Annotated in this window: 12 protein-coding genes; all 12 read right to left on the bottom strand. The window is 59.6% G+C overall.

The genetic code is table 11. The features are described 5' to 3' along the window. Nucleotides 1-61: 61 nt before the first annotated feature. The 12 genes from ACI514_RS02210 to arcD all read right to left on the bottom strand — a co-directional run bounded on the left by ACI514_RS02210 (nt 62) and on the right by arcD (nt 14931). Nucleotides 62-550, bottom strand: a complete 489-nt coding sequence (locus ACI514_RS02210) for an RDD family protein (RefSeq protein WP_129395221.1) — start codon at nt 548-550, stop codon at nt 62-64. 97 nt (nt 551-647) lie between these two features. Then, complete coding sequence (locus ACI514_RS02215; protein WP_003227496.1) at nt 648-860, bottom strand: cold-shock protein; 213 nt, start codon at nt 858-860, stop codon at nt 648-650. A gap of 403 nt (nt 861-1263) precedes the next feature. Next, nucleotides 1264-2388 carry a glycine cleavage system aminomethyltransferase GcvT gene (gene gcvT / locus ACI514_RS02220; RefSeq protein ID WP_405123003.1) on the bottom strand — a complete coding sequence of 375 codons (1125 nt, stop codon included), beginning with the start codon at nt 2386-2388 and terminating at the stop codon, nt 1264-1266. A gap of 167 nt (nt 2389-2555) precedes the next feature. Next, the gene (locus ACI514_RS02225; protein WP_095112277.1) at nt 2556-3932 is read right to left on the bottom strand and encodes an L-serine ammonia-lyase; all 1377 of its coding nucleotides are present in this window, start codon (nt 3930-3932) and stop codon (nt 2556-2558) included. 203 nt (nt 3933-4135) lie between these two features. Next, complete coding sequence (gene gcvP, locus ACI514_RS02230; protein ID WP_405123004.1) at nt 4136-6988, bottom strand: aminomethyl-transferring glycine dehydrogenase; 2853 nt, start codon at nt 6986-6988, stop codon at nt 4136-4138. 11 nt (nt 6989-6999) lie between these two features. Then, nucleotides 7000-7383: a glycine cleavage system protein GcvH gene (gene gcvH / locus ACI514_RS02235; protein WP_160059168.1), complete on the bottom strand. Its 384-nt coding sequence runs from the start codon at nt 7381-7383 to the stop codon at nt 7000-7002. Nucleotides 7384-7816: 433 nt separating this feature from the next. Then, nucleotides 7817-9325, bottom strand: coding sequence for a sigma-54-dependent transcriptional regulator (locus ACI514_RS02240; RefSeq protein WP_405123005.1), 1509 nt, complete (start codon nt 9323-9325; stop codon nt 7817-7819). A gap of 262 nt (nt 9326-9587) precedes the next feature. Further along, nucleotides 9588-9950 (bottom strand): DUF5064 family protein, encoded by a 363-nt coding sequence (locus ACI514_RS02245; RefSeq protein ID WP_007908047.1) that lies wholly within the window; start codon nt 9948-9950, stop codon nt 9588-9590. Nucleotides 9951-10012: 62 nt separating this feature from the next. Beyond that, the gene (arcC, locus tag ACI514_RS02250; protein ID WP_273916796.1) at nt 10013-10942 is read right to left on the bottom strand and encodes a carbamate kinase; all 930 of its coding nucleotides are present in this window, start codon (nt 10940-10942) and stop codon (nt 10013-10015) included. A 191-nt stretch (nt 10943-11133) separates the two neighbouring features. After that, nucleotides 11134-12144: an ornithine carbamoyltransferase gene (locus ACI514_RS02255; RefSeq protein ID WP_008086805.1), complete on the bottom strand. Its 1011-nt coding sequence runs from the start codon at nt 12142-12144 to the stop codon at nt 11134-11136. 69 nt (nt 12145-12213) lie between these two features. After that, entirely contained in the window at nt 12214-13470 is a 1257-nt protein-coding gene (gene arcA / locus ACI514_RS02260; protein WP_160059166.1) for an arginine deiminase, read from the bottom strand. Between the two features lie 33 nt (nt 13471-13503). Further along, nucleotides 13504-14931 carry an arginine-ornithine antiporter gene (gene arcD, locus ACI514_RS02265; RefSeq protein WP_008086807.1) on the bottom strand — a complete coding sequence of 476 codons (1428 nt, stop codon included), beginning with the start codon at nt 14929-14931 and terminating at the stop codon, nt 13504-13506. Nucleotides 14932-14997 lie beyond the last annotated feature (66 nt).

Below are 14997 nucleotides of genomic sequence, written 5' to 3' on the forward strand. Positions count from 1 at the left end.
GCAGCTCCTACATAGTTCGGTGTAGGAGCTGCCGCAGGCTACGATCTTTTTTTATGGGCGCTTACTTTTGTTTCTTCGGGACTCGCACCACGCGAGTATCGGAATAGATGTCATGCCACGTGCGCTTCTGCTTGTCATACAGCGACCAGAAGAACCCCAGCCCCACGCACAACCACGACGCAATCGACACCATGAAGCGCAGCAGCGCCTGCCACAGGCTGATTGCCGTGCCGTTGGCGTTCTGCACGCGGATCCCCCACACCTGCATGCCCAATGTCTGCCCGCCATGGGTCCAGAACTTGGCGAAAAATCCAAACAGCACCAGCAGCAGCACTGTCGAATACAGAGGATCGCCATCGAGCTTGCCGGCGTCGGTCATGATCCGCAGTCGCTCTTCGCCGATGATTGCCGCCTGGATCATCTTGTAGATGCCACCGGTCACGATCAACAGGGCAGTGCACAACAGGAAGTCATAGAACATCGCTGCCAGACGACGACCAAGGCCAACGGGAGGAAAGTCCCCTTGGGGCGTGAGCAGGTTTTTCGACATGGCAGCCTCTGGACGCAAAATGAAGCGCCATTTTACGGATTCGCGCGCACAAAAAAGCCCCTGATATCAATAACAGGGGCTTTTTCGTAACAGAAAATCAGGCTTCTGCTTGTACTTCGTCAGCCTGCATGCCTTTCTGGCCCTGCACAGCAACGAAGGTCACTTTCTGGCCTTCTTTCAGGCTTTTGAAGCCGTTGCCCTGAATGGCGCGGAAATGCACGAACAGATCCGGACCGCTTTCTGGAGTGATAAAACCAAAACCTTTCTCGTCGTTAAACCACTTGACGGTACCGCTCTGACGTGTGGACATTTCTTATTTCCTTTGACGCAAAAATTAATGACAGTCTCCTTCACATGAAAGAGTACTGGGGCTGGTTGCAGGAGAGTAAGAAGACGTCGAACGGGATGTAGCTAACTTATAGGCTACTGCCCAGGTCACGATTCCAAGCTGACCCATGCAAACACAGTGGAGAAACTCTACGCCAACTACGGGAGAAAAAACAAGCCCCGTGAAGGCCCCGGATTTGCTGTGCTTGCTGGCAGTTAGTCATTCCACTAGTGCGGCTTAGACGATTCGCTTGTTCAAGTGTTTTCGAACGTTATAAGCAAAGTTCATATTCGAATCGGATGTTAGAAAATGCACTTTTTTGTGGCGATTGCGTTACACATTAGTGCATGCATTACGCAATCGCGTTACTTATAGAAACAGTCAATCAACCGCGATAGTAGCGTTGTGGAACAAATGGCATTTTGCTTACAAGCATTTGCACCTTTTTCCCACGCACGATGGCCCAGACCGCTGTATCGAGCGTGACATAAGCACTGTCGAGGTAACCCATTGCCAACGGCCCGCCCAGTGTCGGACCGAAACCGCCGCTGCACACGCTGCCGATGATCTCGCCGGCTTCGTTGACGATTTCTGCGCCTTCACGCACGGGTGTACGTTCTTGTGGCAGCAGGCCGACACGTTTGCGTGCGACACCATTCTGTTGCTGGGCGAAAATATTTTCCGCACCCGGGAAACCGCCTGCCCGCGCGCCATCAGCGCGGCGTGGCTTGGAGATCGCCCATAACAGGCTGGCTTCGATCGGCGTGGTCTCGGTGTTCATGTCGTGGCCATACAGGCACAGGCCGGCTTCCAGGCGCAGCGAATCGCGGGCACCGAGGCCGATGGCCTGGACTTCCGGTTCAGCGAGCAGGGCGCGGGCGAGTTTTTCCGCGTCGGCGGCCGGAACGGAGATTTCGAAACCGTCTTCACCGGTGTAGCCCGAACGGCTGACGAAGCAGTCGACACCCAGCAGACTCACACGGGTGAACTGCATAAAAGTCATTTTTTCAACCGAAGGTGCCAGTCGCGCCAGCACGGTGACCGCCGCCGGACCTTGCAATGCCAGCAGTGCACGCTCTTCGAACAGCTCCGTAATGGTGCACTGATCCCCGATGTGTTTTTGCAAATGTGCAAGATCCTGATCCTTGCACGCGGCGTTAACCACCAGGAACAGTTCGTCGTTGCCGAGATTGGCGACCATCAGGTCGTCGAGAATGCCACCGGTCTCGTTGGTGAACATCGCGTAACGCTGCATACCCACCGGCAGGTCGATGATGTCCACCGGCACCAGGGTTTCCAGGGCTTTGGCGGCGTTGGCGCCGGTCAGGCGAATCTGGCCCATGTGCGAGACATCGAACAGCCCGGCCTGCTCACGGGTGTGCTGGTGTTCTTTCATCACGCCGAGCGGGTATTGCACCGGCATGTCGTAGCCGGCGAACGGCACCATGCGGGCGCCGAGTTCGAGGTGCAGAGCGTGCAGCGGGGTTTTCGACAGTTGTTCGGTGGACATGCGTGGCTCCTTGAAAATGTGGTTCGAGGGTCGGGGCTAGATCAAGATCAAAGGCCCCTCACCCCAGCCCTCTCCCGGAGGGAGAGGGAGCTAGTTACGTTTCTCTCCCGGGGGGAGAGGGGGCTAAGTACGATCGTCTCCCTGAGGGAGGCCGAGTTGAATAAGGCTCAGCATTCGATAATGTTGACCGCCAGACCGCCGCGGGCGGTCTCTTTGTATTTGCTTTTCATGTCGGCGCCGGTCTGGCGCATGGTGCGGATGACTTTGTCGAGGGAGACGAAATGCTGACCGTCGCCTCTCATGGCCATGCGTACCGCGTTGATGGCTTTCACCGAACCCATGGCATTGCGCTCGATGCACGGCACCTGCACCAGTCCGCCAATCGGGTCGCAGGTCAGTCCGAGGTTGTGTTCCATGCCGATTTCCGCGGCGTTCTCGACTTGCTGCACGCTGCCGCCGAGCACTTCGCACAATGCCCCGGCCGCCATCGAACAGGCCACGCCGACTTCACCCTGGCAACCGACTTCGGCGCCGGAGATCGAGGCGTTTTCCTTGTAGAGAATGCCGATGGCCGCCGCCGTCAGCAGAAACCGTACGACGCCGTCGTCATTCGCGCCGGGGATAAAACGCATGTAGTAATGCAATACCGCCGGAATAATCCCCGCCGCACCGTTGGTCGGTGCGGTAACCACACGCCCGCCGTTAGCGTTTTCTTCGTTGACTGCCAAGGCGTAGAGGTTGACCCAGTCGAGCACCGACAACGGATCGCGCAACGCTGATTCCGGGTTTTTGCACAGTTGCCGATGCAGCGCTGCCGCACGACGTTTGACCTTCAAGCCGCCCGGCAAAATACCTTCGTTACGGCAACCTGCAGCCACGCAGTCCTGCATCACCTGCCAGATGTTCAGCAGTCCAGCGCGGGTTTCCGCTTCCGGGCGCCAAGCGCTTTCGTTGGTCAGCATCACCTGGCTGATCGACAGACCGTAGGTGGCGCAATGACCGAGCAAGTCTTTGGCACTTTTGAACGGGAAGGTCAGCGGTGTGGCGTCTTCGACGATGCGGTCGGCACCGGCGGCATCCTCGTCGACGACGAAACCACCACCCACCGAGTAGTACTCGCGGCTGCGAATCTGCAGGCCCGCCGCATCGAAGGCGCGGAAGATCATGCCGTTGGGGTGATAGGCCAACGGCTTGCGGATCATTGCCAGGTGTTCTTTCTCGTTGAACGCAATGCTGTGCTCACCGAGCAGATTCAGTCGGCCGTTGCCGCGAATCTCTTGCAGGCGTGCGGCGACGGTTTCGGTATCGACGGTGTCGGGGTGTTCGCCTTCGAGGCCGAGCAACACGGCTTTGTCGCTGCCGTGACCTTTGCCGGTGGCGCCGAGGGAACCGTAGAGCTCGATGCGAACGCTGGCGGTGGTGGTCAGCAGATTTTCACGTCGCAGGCCTTCGGCGAAACGCGCAGCAGCACGCATCGGGCCGACGGTGTGGGAACTGGAGGGGCCGATGCCAATCTTGAACAGGTCGAACACGCTTAACGACATGAGTGGTTCTCCGGTTTCTTGTTATAGGAATTGGCGGAAATATCAGGCTTGATGCGTTCCTTGTGGGAGCTGGCTTGCCAGCGATGGCGGTGGGTCAGGCAACAAAGATGTAGGCTGATCCACCCTCATCGCTGGCAAGCCAGCTCCCACAGGGATTTGTGGTGTTCTGGAGAAAGAGGCAGGTATTCCTGCCCCTCATTCCATTAAGCGTAGCTTTCGATCGACGGGCAGGCGCACACCAGGTTGCGATCACCGAAGACGTTGTCGACGCGACCGACCGGTGGCCAGTATTTGCCTTCAATCAGCGATGCTACCGGATAAACGGCCTGCTCGCGGCTGTACGGGTGAGTCCACTCGCCAACCAGCTCAGCCGCTGTGTGCGGGGCGTTTTTCAGCGGGTTGTCGTCCTTGTCCAGCGTACCGTTTTCCACCGCGCGGATTTCTTCGCGGATGCGGATCATGGCGTCGCAGAAGCGGTCCAGTTCTTCCTTGGATTCGCTTTCGGTCGGCTCGATCATCAGCGTGCCAGCAACCGGGAATGACATGGTCGGGGCGTGGAAGCCGAAGTCGATCAGGCGCTTGGCGACGTCATCGACGCTGATGCCGCTGCTGTCTTTCAACGGACGCAGATCGAGGATGCATTCGTGCGCCACCAGACCGTTGCTGCCGGTGTACAGCACTGGATAGTGCTCTTCGAGGCGACGGGAAATGTAGTTGGCGTTGAGGATCGCCAGTTGCGAAGCGCGTTTCAGGCCTGCGCCGCCCATCATGCGAATGTACATCCAAGTGATCGGCAGAATGCTTGCGCTGCCGAACGGTGCCGCGCAGACCGCGCCTTCCTTGCGTTCCATCTGGCCGTGGCCGGGCAGGAACGGGGTCAAGTGCGATTTGACGCCAATCGGGCCGACGCCCGGGCCGCCACCGCCGTGGGGGATGCAGAAAGTTTTGTGCAGGTTCAGGTGCGAGACGTCGCCGCCGAACTTGCCCGGTGCGCAGAGGCCGACCATCGCGTTCATGTTGGCGCCGTCGATGTACACCTGGCCGCCGTTGTCATGAATGATCCCGCAGATTTCGCGGATGCCTTCTTCGAACACGCCGTGGGTCGACGGGTACGTGATCATCAGCGCGGCGAGGTGTTCGCGGTGCTCGATGGCTTTGGCGCGCAGGTCTTCGATGTCGACGTTGCCACGGGTATCGCACGCGGTCACGACCACGCGCATGCCAGCCATGTTGGCGGTGGCCGGGTTGGTGCCGTGGGCGGACGAGGGGATCAGGCAGATGTCGCGGCGCTCATCGCCGCGGCTCTGGTGATAGGCGCGGATCGCCAGCAGGCCAGCGTATTCACCTTGCGAACCGGCGTTCGGTTGCAGCGAGATCGCGTCGTAACCGGTGGCGGCGCAAAGCATCGCTTCCAGCTCATCGGTCAGTTGCTGGTAACCGGCACTTTGTGCGGCCGGGGCGAACGGGTGCAGCGCACCGAATTCAGCCCAGGTCACCGGGATCATTTCGCTGGCGGCGTTGAGTTTCATAGTGCACGAGCCCAGCGGGATCATGGTGCGATCCAGCGCCAGATCCTTGTCCGCCAGTTTGCGCAGGTAGCGCATCAGCTCGGTTTCCGAGTGATAACGGTTGAACACCGGGTGGCTGAGGATTGGCGACTGGCGTACCAGCGATGCAGGGATGGTGCTCTGTACCGAAGCGGCCAGCGCAGCGAAGTCCGGCAGAGTCTTGCCGTCGGCGAACAGGCCCCACAGGGTTTCGATGTCAGCCTGCGTGGTGGTTTCGTCGACCGACAGGCCCAGACGCTGAGCGTCGATCACGCGCAGGTTGATCTGCGCCGTGTGCGCCTTGTCGTGCAGTGCGGCGGTTTGCGCACCGGTGGCCACGGTCAGGGTGTCGAAGAAGCTGGCTTGTTCGACGTTTGCGCCCAGCACGGTCAAGCCCTTGGCCAGAATCGCGGTCAGGTGATGCACGCGATTGGCGATCTGCGTCAGGCCTTTCGGGCCGTGGTAGACGGCGTACATGCTGGCGATGTTGGCCAGCAGCACTTGTGCGGTGCAGATGTTCGACGTGGCCTTCTCGCGGCGGATGTGTTGCTCGCGGGTCTGCATCGCCAGGCGCAGCGCCGGCTTGCCGAAACGGTCAACGGAGACACCGACCAGACGGCCCGGCATGTCGCGTTTGAACGCATCTTTGGTGGAGAAGTAAGCGGCGTGCGGGCCACCGAAGCCCAGCGGCACGCCGAAGCGTTGCGCGGAACCGATGGCAACGTCAGCGCCGAACTCGCCCGGGGCGGTCAGCAAGGTCAGGGCCAGCAGGTCAGCGGCCACGGCTACCAGCGCGTTGGCGGCGTGGAAGCGTTCGGTCAGTTCGCGGTAGTCGAAGACATCACCGTTGCTCGCCGGGTATTGCAGCAGTGCGCCGAAGAACGGCGTCACGTCGGTCAGTTCACGCTCATCGCCGACCACAACTTCAATGCCCAGTGGCTCGGCACGGGTGCGCAGCACGTCGAGGGTTTGCGGGTGGCTGTGGATCGAGGCGAAGAATTGGTGGCTGCCCTTGTTCTTGCTCAGGCGTTTGCAGAAGGTCATGGCTTCGGCAGCGGCGGTGGCTTCGTCGAGCAGGGAGGCGTTGGCGATCGGCAGGCCGGTGAGGTCGCTGATCATGGTCTGGAAGTTCAGCAGCGCTTCGAGACGGCCCTGGGAAATTTCTGGTTGGTACGGGGTGTAAGCGGTATACCAGGCCGGATTTTCCAGGAGGTTGCGCAGGATTGGCGACGGCGTGTGGCAGTTGTAGTAGCCCTGGCCGATGTAGGTCTTGAACAGCTGGTTTTTGTCGGCGATGGATTTGATCATCGCCAGGGCATCGGCTTCGCTGAGGCCGTCGTCCATGCCGAGCACGCTGGTGCCCTTGATGCTTTCCGGGATGACGCTGGCGCTCAGGGCTTCGAGCGAGTCGAAGCCGAGGCTGTTGAGCATGGCTTGCTCGTCACCGGCGCGCGGGCCGATGTGACGGGCGATGAATTCGTTGGCAGTGCCGAGGTTGATTTGGCTCATGTCGGTATTCCTCAGGCTTCGGCTTGGGCTTTGATCAGACGGTCGTACGCGTCCTGGTCGAGCAGTTCGGCCACGGCCGATGCATCGCTTGGCTTGAAGCGGAAGAACCAGCCTTGCCCCAGCGGATCTTCGTTGACCAGTTCCGGGCTGTCTTCCAGTGCCGGGTTGGTCGCCAGTACTTCACCGTCGAGAGGCATGTACACGCCGCTGGCGGCTTTCACCGATTCCACGGTGGCGGCTTCGGCGCCTTTTTCGTAAGCCTGCAGCTCAGGCAGTTGCACGAACACCACGTCGCCGAGGGCGTTCTGCGCGAAAGCGGTGATGCCGACAGTAACGCTGCCGTCAGCTTCGGTGCGCAGCCATTCGTGATCTTCAGTAAAACGCAACTCGCTCATGGAAACTCCTCAGGGGGCCAGACTCGTCTGGTGGACGCGGTGGAATAGTCGGGCGCGAAGGCCCTTATTTATGAGGGGTTGATTAGCAAGAATGCGGCCAAATTTAATTTTTTGTTATAAATCAAGTGGTTGTGTGTTTTTGTAAGCTCACTTGATTAGATGCGTGTAGCGAAATCGCTACAGGCGGGCGCGAGGAAAAAAGCTGAACGGGATCAAAGCCTTGCACAGCCGTGATTGAAGGAGGATGTATCGATATCGTTCCGCTGTAGCGCTTTCAGTACAGGTCGAGGTCGTTTTCGAGCAGATTTTGAATCCGCCACAATCATTGTAGGAGTGAGCCTGCTCGCGATAGCGGTGTGTCAGACGTCGCAAATGTTGAATATCAGACCGCTATCGCGAGCAGGCTCACTCCTACAGGGGATTCGTGGTGGGTTCAGGGCTTGTTGGGGATGCCGTATTTGCGCAGGCGATGGGCGATGGCGGTGTGCGAAGTTTGCAGGCGGCTGGCCAATTGGCGGGTCGAGGGATAGCTGACGTAGAGTTTTTCCAGCAGCGCTCGCTCGAACGACTCGACCGCTTGCTCGAGGCTGTCGACTTCGCTGTCAGCCTGACGCGCGACCGAGGTGCCCGCAATATCGAGATCGCCAATATCCACCAGGCTGCTCTCGCAGATCGCTGCCGCGCGGAAGATCACGTTCTGCAATTGCCGCACGTTACCCGGCCAGCGATTGCCGAGCAGCGCCGGGTAAGTGCCTGGTGCCAGACGGCAGACCGGGCGCTGGATCTGCGCGCAGGCCTGCTGCATGAAATAACGCGCCAACAGCAGAATGTCCTGGCCGCGCTCACGCAGCGGCGGCACTTCAACGTTGAGTACGTTGAGCCGATAGAACAGGTCTTCGCGAAACAGCCCTTCGCTGACCATTTTCTCCAGATCACGGTGAGTGGCGCTAAGGATGCGCACGTTGACCTTCACTTCGCGATCGCCACCGACGCGACGGAAACTGCCGTCGTTCAAGAAACGCAGCAATTTGGCCTGCAAGTACGGCGACATCTCGCCGATCTCATCGAGAAACACCGTGCCCTGGTTGGCCAGTTCCATCAGCCCCGGTTTGCCGCCACGCGCTGCGCCGGTGAAGGCGCCGGGGGCGTAGCCGAACAGTTCGCTTTCGGCGAGGTTCTCTGGCAACGCTGCGCAGTTCAACGCCAGAAACGGCGCACTGTGTCGCGTGCTGATCGCGTGGCAGGCACGGGCGACCAGTTCTTTACCGGTGCCGGTTTCGCCTTGAATCAACAGCGGCGCATCGAGGGCGGCCACTCGTTGTGCGCGGGCCTTGAGGGTGCGGATCGCTGGGGATTCGCCGAGCAGCGCGTCAAAACCTTCGGCATGGTCGTGGTGCAGTGCCGAGAGTTGTTCGCCGATGCGGTTTGGTTGGTAGAGCGTCAGCAGCGCGCCGGCGTCGGTGATCGGCGTGGCATCGAGCAGCAAGGTCTGACCGTTGACGGTGATTTCGCGCAGCGGCAGGCGGAAGCCGTGTTCGAGCAAGGTGTCGAGCAGGGCCGGATCGTTGAACAGTTCAGAGACGCTTTCACCCGCCGGCTCACGACCGTACAACGCGATCAACGCCGGGTTGGCCAGCAGCACCTTGCCGGCGCTGTCGAGCGCGAGTACCGGGTCGGTCATCGCCGCCAGCAATGCGTCGAGCTGCAAGTGCCGACGCTGGCCAGGGAGGATGTCGACCACGGTTACCGCCTCGACGCCGAGCACGCGAAACAAAGCATCTTTCAGCTCTTCGAGCACTTGCGGGCTCAACGTTGGCGCGTCGATGTAGACGTTTGGCGGGATCATCTCCACCGCATCCAGATTGAGATTGCGCCCACCGAGGATAGCCAGGACTTCCTGGGTGATGCCGACGCGGTCGATGAAACTGACGTGGATACGCATGGGGCGGTTCAGTGATCTGCAGAGCGGAGGGTGGCAAGTATGCCTTGGGCTTGGAGAGAGGTGAAAGCAAAAGCACCCTCACCCCAGCCCTCTCCCAGGGGGAGAGGGGGCCGATAGTGGAATGCTCACGAGGTACGCCGACCTGAAAATACGGCTGTGAATCCATAATCGACTCGGTCTTTCAGGTCGATGTCTGCCATCAGACACTTCGGTCAGTCCCCTCTCCCTTTGGGAGAGGGCTAGGGTGAGGGGCTTTTGAAGTTTATTCGAAGTGCTCAAGATTGACCGGATCCCCGGATTTCATATCGAGTTGCTTGCGGATGTCTTCAAACATCATGTCGTAATGCTTGTGAACCGAGCCGATCTGGCTGTGCGTCTTGGGAATGCCGTACTTCTCGGCGATTTTCGTCACATTGTTGGCAAAGTTGTAGGCCTCCTCTTTGGGCAGGAAGAAGGTCTCTTTCATGTCCTTGCCCTGAAGGTTGCCATGCATCGTGAACTGGATGCCTTTGCCTTTCTGCGGATCGGTGAACACTTCATAGTCGAGGTGCACGTTGTAACTGACGTCATCCGGCGTCAACGCATGCCGCTCAATGTGCAAATGACCGGGTTCAAACTGGGCCATGGGTTTCTCCTTTCAAGGCATGGGAGAAGGGCAGACCTCGGGCCTGCCCCCGGAGTTTCTAATTATCGGTAAGTGATGCCCGGCTTCGCCGTGGTCACGCGAGTACCGGCAGTACCCTGGACAATCGCTTCGATATCCGCCAGCGAACCGATCACCGCGACCTTGCCAGTATGGCGTGCGAATTCGCAGGCTGCCTGCACCTTCGGCCCCATGGAACCGGCAGCGAAGCCGAGGCGTTCGAGTTCGTCCGGGTGCGCTTCGGCAATGGCTTTCTGCGTCGCTTTACCGTAGTCGATGAACGCCGCGTTGACGTCCGTGGCAATCACCAGCAGATCGGCTTCCAGTTGCTCGGCGAGCAGCGACGAGCACAGGTCCTTGTCGATCACCGCTTCGATACCTTTGAGATTGCGGTTCTCGTCATACATGGTCGGAATCCCGCCGCCGCCGGCGCAAATCACGATGCTGCCCTTGTCCAGCAGCCACTTGATCGGGCGGATTTCGAAGATGCGTTTTGGCCGTGGGCTGGCGACCACGCGGCGGAATTTGTCGCCATCCGGAGCAATCGCCCAGCCTTTTTCAGCAGCGAGCTTTTCTGCTTCAGCCTTGTCATAAACCGGGCCGATCGGTTTGGTCGGGTTCTGGAAGGCCGGATCCTTGGCGTCGACTTCAACCTGGGTCAGCAGGGTGGCGAACGGCACTTCGAAGTCGAGCAGGTTGCCCAGTTCCTGTTCGATGATGTAGCCGATCATGCCTTCGGTTTCGGCACCGAGCACGTCCAGCGGGTAAGGGGTGACGGAGGTGTAGGCCGCCGCTTGCAGCGACAGCAGGCCGACTTGCGGGCCATTGCCGTGGGCGATGACCAGTTGGTTGCCGGGATGGATCTTGGCGATTTGCTCGGTGGCGATGCGGATGTTGGCGCGCTGATTGTCAGCGGTCATCGGTTCACCACGGCGGAGCAGGGCGTTACCGCCCAACGCTACGACGATACGCATGGTGCATGTCCTTCTAATCAGAGGAGAGGCGAACGACTCGATCTTCCTGCCGGAACCGGGATCCCCTGTGGGAGCGAGCCTGCTCGCGAAGGCGTCAGATCAGTCGACATCTCTGTTGAATGACCCACCGCTTTCGCGAGCAGGCTCGCTCCCACCTTTGGAACCGGTTCCTTCAGTGGGAGCTATTTCAGTTACAGATCAGCGAGGGTCGAGACCAGAATCGCCTTGATCGTGTGCATGCGGTTTTCCGCTTGCTCGAAGGCGATACAGGCAGGCGACTCGAACACGTCGTCGGTCACTTCGATGCCGTTTTTCAGGTGCGGATACTGCTCGGCAATCTGTTTGCCGACCTTGGTATCACTGTTGTGGAACGCCGGCAGGCAGTGCATGAACTTGGTGCGCGGGTTGCCGCTGGCTTTCATCAATTCAGCGTTGACCTGATACGGCAGCAGTTGCTGGATGCGCTCGGCCCAGGCTTCCACCGGCTCGCCCATCGACACCCAAACGTCGGTGTGGATGAAGTCGACGCCTTTGACCGCCGCTTTCGGGTCTTCAGTCAGGGTGATACGTGCGCCACTTTCTTCTGCATATTTGTGGCAACGCTCGACCAGATCATCCAGTGGCCACAGGGCTTTCGGTGCACAGATACGCACGTCCATGCCGAGCTTGGCGCCGACCAGCAGCAGCGAGTTGCCCATGTTGTTGCGCGCATCGCCGAGGTAGGCGTAGCTGATTTCATGGATCGGCTTGTCGGCGTGTTCACGCATGGTCAGTACGTCGGCGATCATTTGCGTCGGGTGATATTCGTCGGTCAGGCCGTTGAACACCGGCACACCGGCGAACTTGGCCAGCTCTTCGACGATTTCCTGTTTGAAGCCACGGTACTCGATAGCGTCGTACATGCGCCCCAGCACGCGGGCGGTGTCCTTCATACTTTCTTTGTGACCGATCTGCGACGAGTTCGGGTCGATGTAGGTGACGTTGGCGCCTTGGTCGTAGGCCGCGACTTCAAAAGCGCAACGGGTACGGGTCGAGGTTTTTTCGAAGATCAGGGCGATGTTGTTGCCCTTCAGGTGTTGTTGCTCGGTGCCGGTGTATTTCGCGCGTTTGAGGTCGCGGGACAGGTCGAGCAGGTAACGCAGCTCACGTGGGGTGTGGTGTTCCAGGCTGAGCAGGTTACGGTTGTGAATGTTAAAAGCCATGATGGATCTCCTTCGGTGTCGGTTATCCCCCCGGCCGCGCTGGGTAAGCTGCGGCCAGGGCTCAGAGGTTTAGTAATCGATCGGATCGCGGATGATCGGGCAGGTCATGCAGTGGCCACCGCCACGGCCGCGGCCCAGTTCACCGGCGCTGATGGTGATGACTTCCACGCCGGCCTTGCGCAGCAGGGTGTTGGTGTAGGTGTTGCGGTCGTAGCCGATGACCACGCCCGGCTCCACGGCCACCACGTTGTTGCCGTCGTCCCATTGCTCGCGCTCGGCGGCGAAGCTGTTGCCGCCGGTTTCCACCACGCGCAGTTTCGGCAGGTTGAGGGCTGCGGCGACGGTGTCGAGGAAGTTGGTTTCTTCGCGGCGAATGTCGATGCCGCCCTGTTTGCTTTCGTCAGGGCGCAGGGTGAACGCGACAATCTGGTTCACCACTTCCGGGAAAATCGTCACCAGGTCGCGATCGCAGAAGCTGAACACGGTGTCGAGGTGCATCGCCGCGCGGGACTTCGGCAGACCGGCGACGATGACTTTTTCCACGGCTTTGTTCTTGAACAGGTTCAGCGCCAGTTGGCCGATGGCCTGACGCGATGAGCGTTCGCCCATACCGATCAGCACCACGCCGTTGCCGATTGGCATGACGTCGCCGCCCTCGAGGGTGGAGCTGCCGTGTTCCTTGTCCGGGTCGCCGTACCAGATCTCGAATTCGGCGTTGGTGAACTGTGGGTGGAATTTGTAGATAGCGGCGGCCAGCAGGGTTTCCTGACGGCGCGCTGGCCAGTACATCGGGTTCAGTGTCACGCCACCGTAGATCCAGCAGGTGGTGTCGCGGGTGAACTGGGTGTTCGGCAGCGGCGGCAGAATGAAGCTCGAATGGCCGAGGAAGTCGCGGAACATCTGGATGGTCTTGCCACCAAAGCTGTCCGGCAGATCATCGGCAGACACGCCACCAATCAGGAATTCGGCGATGTGCCGTGGCTCGAGGCTTTTCAGCCAGGATTTGACTTCGTTGATCAGGCCCAGGCCCACCGAGTCGGCGGTGACCTTGCGCTCGAGAATCCAGTCCAGTGCCTCAGGGTTAGCGACGATGTCGGTCAGCAGGTTGTGCATTTCCAGCACGTCGATGCCGCGCTCACGCATTTTGGTGACGAAGTCGAAGTGGTCGCGCTTGGCCTGAGCCACCCAGAGCACGTCGTCGAACAGCAGTTCATCGCAGTTGTTCGGGGTCAGCCGCTGATGGGCCAGACCTGGGGAGCACACCATGACTTTGCGCAGTTTGCCGGCTTCGGAATGGACGCCGTACTTAACTTTTTCCGTGGTCATTTCAGATCCTCCAGATAACAAAACAATCAGGGATTACAGAGTCAGGAAGCCGTCGTAGAGACCGTAGGCAGCCACCAGGGCACCCACGACCACTGCGGCGAAAATCAGCTTCTCGACGTTAGTGAAAATCGGTTGTTTGAGTTCCAGCTTGGCCTTGGCGAACAGGATCGCGCCGGGTGCGTAGAGCAGGGCCGAGAGCAGCAGATACTTGACCCCGCCGGCATACAGCAGCCACACCGCATAGATCAGCGCGATGCCGCCGATAATCAGATCCTTGCGCCGTTCGGCCGCGAAGCCTTCGTAACTTTCACCGCGCACCGCCAGCAGCAGGGCATAGGCCGCTGACCACAGGTACGGCACCAGAATCATCGAAGTGGCGAGGTAGATCAGCGACAGGTAAGTACTCGCCGAGAACAGCGTGATGATCAGGAAAATCTGCACCATCGCGTTGGTCAGCCACAGCGCGTTGACCGGTACGTGGTTGGCGTTTTCCTTGCGCAGGAACTCCGGCATGGTGTGGTCTTTGGCGGCGGCGAACATGATCTCCGCACACAGCAGCACCCACGACAGCAACGCCCCCAGCAAGGAGATGATCAGACCGACGCTGATCAGCACCGCGCCCCAGTGACCGACCACATGTTCCAGCACGGCCGCCATCGACGGGTTCTGCAGTTTCGCCAGTTCCGGTTGGGTCATGATGCCCAGCGACAGCACGTTCACCAGCACCAGGAACAACAGCACGGTGATGAAACCGATCACGGTGGCTTTACCAACGTCCGAGCGTTTTTCGGCGCGGGCCGAGAAGATGCTCGCGCCCTCGATACCGATGAACACCCAGACGGTGACCAGCATCATGTTGCGCACCTGGTTCATCACACTGCCCAGATCCGGATTTTTGATGCCCCAGATGTCGGCGGTGAAGATGTCCAGTTTGAAAGCGAACACCGCGATCAACACGAACAGCAGCAGCGGTACGACTTTGGCGACCGTGGTCACCAGGTTGATGAACGCCGCTTCCTTGATCCCGCGCAGCACCAGAAAGTGCACCGCCCACAACAGCACCGAGGCGCCAATCACCGCAGCAACGGTGTTGCCCTCACCGAAAACCGGAAAGAAATAGCCGAGAGTGCTGAACAGCAGAACGAAGTAACCGACGTTACCCAGCCAGGCACTGATCCAGTAACCCCACGCGGACGAGAAACCCATGTAATCGCCAAATCCGGCCTTGGCGTAGGCGTAGACGCCGCCGTCCAGGTCAGGCTTGCGATTGGCGAGGGTTTGGAAGACAAAAGCGAGGGTGAGCATGCCGACAGCGGTGATGGCCCAACCGATAAGTACCGCACCGACGTCGGCGCTGGCGGCCATGTTTTGCGGCAAGGAGAATATCCCGCCACCGATCATTGAGCCGACTACCAATGCAACCAGTGCACCTAGTCGTAGTTTTCCGGGAGCTTCAGACATTTGCATGACTCCATTGCAGGAGAGAAGAGATCACAGCGTAGTTCTGTTGTCTGTTCAAACAGCTGA

The organism is Pseudomonas sp. M20 (assembly GCF_045037865.1).
Classification (GTDB): domain Bacteria; phylum Pseudomonadota; class Gammaproteobacteria; order Pseudomonadales; family Pseudomonadaceae; genus Aquipseudomonas.

Coding starts and splice junctions, on each gene's coding strand:
- ACI514_RS02210 (WP_129395221.1), bottom strand. CDS start 550: ATGTCGAAAAACCTGCTCACGCCCCAAGGGGACTTTCCTCCCGTTGGC.
- ACI514_RS02215 (WP_003227496.1), bottom strand. CDS start 860: ATGTCCACACGTCAGAGCGGTACCGTCAAGTGGTTTAACGACGAGAAA.
- gcvT (WP_405123003.1), bottom strand. CDS start 2,388: ATGTCCACCGAACAACTGTCGAAAACCCCGCTGCACGCTCTGCACCTC.
- ACI514_RS02225 (WP_095112277.1), bottom strand. CDS start 3,932: ATGTCGTTAAGCGTGTTCGACCTGTTCAAGATTGGCATCGGCCCCTCC.
- gcvP (WP_405123004.1), bottom strand. CDS start 6,988: ATGAGCCAAATCAACCTCGGCACTGCCAACGAATTCATCGCCCGTCAC.
- gcvH (WP_160059168.1), bottom strand. CDS start 7,383: ATGAGCGAGTTGCGTTTTACTGAAGATCACGAATGGCTGCGCACCGAA.
- ACI514_RS02240 (WP_405123005.1), bottom strand. CDS start 9,325: ATGCGTATCCACGTCAGTTTCATCGACCGCGTCGGCATCACCCAGGAA.
- ACI514_RS02245 (WP_007908047.1), bottom strand. CDS start 9,950: ATGGCCCAGTTTGAACCCGGTCATTTGCACATTGAGCGGCATGCGTTG.
- arcC (WP_273916796.1), bottom strand. CDS start 10,942: ATGCGTATCGTCGTAGCGTTGGGCGGTAACGCCCTGCTCCGCCGTGGT.
- ACI514_RS02255 (WP_008086805.1), bottom strand. CDS start 12,144: ATGGCTTTTAACATTCACAACCGTAACCTGCTCAGCCTGGAACACCAC.
- arcA (WP_160059166.1), bottom strand. CDS start 13,470: ATGACCACGGAAAAAGTTAAGTACGGCGTCCATTCCGAAGCCGGCAAA.
- arcD (WP_008086807.1), bottom strand. CDS start 14,931: ATGTCTGAAGCTCCCGGAAAACTACGACTAGGTGCACTGGTTGCATTG.